The 3,376-nt window shown below is 60.3% G+C and carries 4 protein-coding genes; all 4 read left to right on the forward strand.

Annotated features, from left to right (window positions below; all coding sequences use genetic code 11):
• The first annotated feature begins 92 nt into the window (after nt 1–92).
• From QMX84_RS25975 to QMX84_RS25990, 4 genes are read left to right on the forward strand one after another with little or no spacing between them, the layout of a single operon-like run.
• On the forward strand, nt 93–884 hold the full coding sequence (locus tag QMX84_RS25975; RefSeq protein ID WP_048371082.1) for a MetQ/NlpA family ABC transporter substrate-binding protein: 792 nt from the start codon (nt 93–95) through the stop codon (nt 882–884).
• 2 nt (nt 885–886) lie between these two features.
• Nucleotides 887–2,008: an ATP-binding cassette domain-containing protein gene (locus QMX84_RS25980; protein ID WP_282365120.1), complete on the forward strand. Its 1,122-nt coding sequence runs from the start codon at nt 887–889 to the stop codon at nt 2,006–2,008.
• Complete coding sequence (locus tag QMX84_RS25985) at nt 1,998–2,642, forward strand: methionine ABC transporter permease (RefSeq protein ID WP_048371085.1); 645 nt, start codon at nt 1,998–2,000, stop codon at nt 2,640–2,642. Before QMX84_RS25980 ends, QMX84_RS25985 begins: the two co-directional genes overlap by 11 nt.
• Before the next feature lie 40 nt (nt 2,643–2,682).
• A complete protein-coding gene (locus tag QMX84_RS25990; RefSeq protein WP_048390915.1) occupies nt 2,683–3,306 on the forward strand; it encodes a class I SAM-dependent methyltransferase in 624 nt (207 codons plus the stop codon).
• Nucleotides 3,307–3,376: the final 70 nt, after the last annotated feature.

Below are 3,376 nucleotides of genomic sequence, written 5' to 3' on the forward strand. Positions count from 1 at the left end.
AGCTTGCCTCGCGATCTTTTAAAGATCAAAAGATCGCGAGGCAAGCTCGCTCCTACAAGACCGAATGATGCCCTTTTGACCGGATGAATTTCATGAACAAAAAACACGCTCTGGTTCTCGCGCTCGGCCTGTTCAGCAGCCTTGCCTTCGCCGCCGAAAAACCGCTCAAAGTCGGCACCACCGCCGCTTTCGCCATTCCGCTGGAAGCCGCTGTGGCTGAAGCGGACAAACAAGGCCTGAAAGTTGAACTGGTGGAATTCACCGACTGGATCGCCCCCAACGTCAGCCTTGCCAGCGGTGACATTGACGTGAACTACTTCCAGCACATCCCGTTTCTGGAGAACGCCAAGGCCGCCAGCGGCTTTGATCTGGTGCCGTACGCACCGGGCGTGATCAACAACGTGGGCCTGTATTCGAAGAAGTACAAAAGCTTCGATGAGCTGCCCACCGGCGCCACCGTGGCCATCGCCAACGACCCGATCAACAGTGGTCGCGGCCTGCAATTGCTGGCCAAGGCCGGGCTGATCACGCTCAAACCCGGCGTGGGTTACAAAGCCACCGAAGAAGACATCACCGACAACCCGAAAAAACTGAAAATCCTGCAAGTCGAAGCCGTGCAACTGGTGCGCGCCTACGACGATGCCGACCTGGTGCAGGGCTACCCGGCTTACATCCGTCTGGCCAAAACCTTCGATGCCACCTCCGCCATCCTGTTCGACGGCATCGACCACCCGGAATACGTGATTCAGTTCGTCATCCAGCCCAAGAGCAAAGACGACCCGCGCCTGGCCAAGTTCATCGACATTTACCAGCACTCACCGGTGGTCAAAGCCTCGCTGGATAAAACCTACGGCACCCTGTACCAACCTGGCTGGAAGAACTGACGATGAACCTGGCCCTTGATCGCGCCCGGCTCGACGAGCCGCAGCCCGATGCCGTTCGCACCGAACTGCACCCGGAGCTGACCAACGCCCACGTGCGCTTTATTGGCGTGGGCAAAACTTATGACGGCCGCCAAGGCCCGGTAGACGCCCTCAAAGGCATTGATCTGGCGATTCAGCGCGGTGAAATCTTCGGCATTATTGGTCGCAGCGGCGCCGGTAAATCGTCGTTGATTCGCACCATCAACCGCCTTGAGCAGCCCAGCAGCGGGCGGGTGTTAATTGATCAAATCGACATCGGCGGGTTTGACGAAGACAAGCTGGTGGGGTTGCGCCGCAAGATCGGCATGATCTTTCAGCACTTCAATCTGATGTCGGCCAAGACGGTGTGGCAGAACGTCGAGCTGCCGCTCAAGGTGGCGGGCGTGCCCAAACCGCAACGCGAACAGAAAGTCCGCGAGTTGCTGGAACTGGTGGGCCTGCAAGGCAAGCACACGGCCTACCCGGCGCAACTCTCCGGCGGGCAAAAGCAGCGCGTGGGCATTGCCCGCGCACTGGTCCACGACCCGCAGATTTTGCTCTGCGACGAGGCCACTTCGGCCCTCGACCCGGAAACCACCCAGTCGATCCTCGGCTTACTGCGCGAGATCAACCAGCGCCTGGGCCTGACCATCATCCTCATCACCCACGAAATGGCGGTGATCCGCGACATTTGCCACCGCGTGGTGGTGCTGGAGCAAGGCCGTGTCGTGGAGCAAGGCCCGGTGTGGCAAGTGTTTGGCGACCCGCAACACGAGGTCAGCAAAACCTTGCTCGCTCCCTTGCAAGACAACCTGCCCGAGGCACTGCAACACCGTATCAGCGCGACGCCACAGTCATCGCAATCGAGCGTGATTCTGCGCCTGCGCTTCACCGGCGGTCAGGCCCAGGAGCCCGATTTGGGTGCACTGTTTAACGCCTTGGGCAGCCAGGTGCGTTTGCTCCATGGCGGCGTCGAGCAAATCCAGGGGCACGCTCTGGGGCAACTGCTGCTCAGCGTGACCAGCGCCTCACTGGGGGCAGAAGAACTGCGCAAGCGCGCTGAACAATGGGCACAACAAGTCGAGGTGCTGGGCTATGGGGTTTGATCGTTTGTGGCAGGGCGTGATCGACACCTTTTTGATGGTCGGCGTGTCGTCACTCATTGCGTTGATTCTGGGCATTCCGCTGGCGGTGATTCTGGTCACCAGCGGCAAGGGCGGCATCTATGAAGCCCCGGCGCTGAACAAAGCCCTGGGCGCGTTTGTAAACCTGTTCCGTTCCATCCCGTTTCTGATTTTGATGGTGGCGCTCATTCCGTTTACCCGCCTGATTGTCGGCACCACTTACGGTGTGTGGGCGGCCGTCGTGCCACTGACCATCGCCGCCACGCCGTTTTTTGCGCGCATTGCCGAAGTGAGCCTGCGCGAGGTGGATCACGGGCTGATCGAAGCGGCCCAGGCGATGGGCTGCAAACGGCATCACATCATCTGGCACGTACTTCTGCCAGAAGCGTTACCGGGCATTGTCGGGGGTTTTACCATCACCATCGTCACCATGATCAACTCTTCGGCCATGGCCGGGGCGATTGGTGCCGGGGGCTTGGGCGACATTGCCTACCGCTACGGTTACCAGCGCTTTGACACCCAGGTGATGCTCACCGTGATTGTTTTGCTGGTGGTGCTGGTGGCAGTGATTCAGCTCGGCGGCGATCGTTTGGCGCGTGTGCTGAACAAACGCTGAGGTATAGTCGGCGGCAACACCGCCGCCGACCGAGCCTGCAATGACCCTGGACCCCACCACCCTCGAACAGATTGCTGCCACTACCCTGGCGCATTACCAGCAGAGTGCCGAAGGCTTTCGCGAAGGCACGCGCGACCACGACGTCAGCCAGAACATCGATGCCTTGCTGCGCCACCTTCAGGGCGCGGCGCCGTTCACCATCCTGGATTTCGGCTGTGGCCCTGGCCGCGACCTGCAAGCCTTCACCCGTTTGGGACATGTCGCCATCGGCCTGGACGGCACCGAGCGCTTCACCCAAATGGCCCGCGAAGACAGCGGCTGTGAAGTGTGGCACCAGGACTTTCTCAAGCTTGATCTGCCGGCTGAACGCTTCGACGGCATCTTCGCCAACGCCTCGTTATTTCATGTCCCGACCCAAGCGCTTGAGCGCGTGCTGAGTGAACTGCACGCCAGCCTCAAACCGGGCGGCGTGCTGCTCAGCTCCAACCCACGCGGCGACAACCGCGAAGGCTGGAATGGCCAGCGCTACGGCGCATACCACGACCTTGAACACTGGCGTGCGCTGCTCACAGCAGCGGGTTTTGCCGAGCTGGAACACTACTACCGCCCCACCGGCCTGCCCCGCGACCAACAGCCATGGTTGGTGAGTGTTTGGCGTAAGTAACCCCTTTTTTTTGTAGGAGCGAGCTTGCCTCGCGATCTTTTGATCGTTTAAAAGATCGCGAGGCAAGCTC

Origin of the sequence: Pseudomonas sp. PS01297, from assembly GCF_029959305.1 — a bacterium.
GTDB classification, from domain to species: domain Bacteria; phylum Pseudomonadota; class Gammaproteobacteria; order Pseudomonadales; family Pseudomonadaceae; genus Aquipseudomonas; species Aquipseudomonas helleri.

Excerpts from the sequence above, each read along its gene's own strand:
- QMX84_RS25975 (WP_048371082.1), top strand. The coding sequence starts at position 93 with ATGAACAAAAAACACGCTCTGGTTCTCGCGCTCGGCCTGTTCAGCAGC.
- QMX84_RS25980 (WP_282365120.1), top strand. The coding sequence starts at position 887 with ATGAACCTGGCCCTTGATCGCGCCCGGCTCGACGAGCCGCAGCCCGAT.
- QMX84_RS25985 (WP_048371085.1), top strand. The coding sequence starts at position 1,998 with ATGGGGTTTGATCGTTTGTGGCAGGGCGTGATCGACACCTTTTTGATG.
- QMX84_RS25990 (WP_048390915.1), top strand. The coding sequence starts at position 2,683 with ATGACCCTGGACCCCACCACCCTCGAACAGATTGCTGCCACTACCCTG.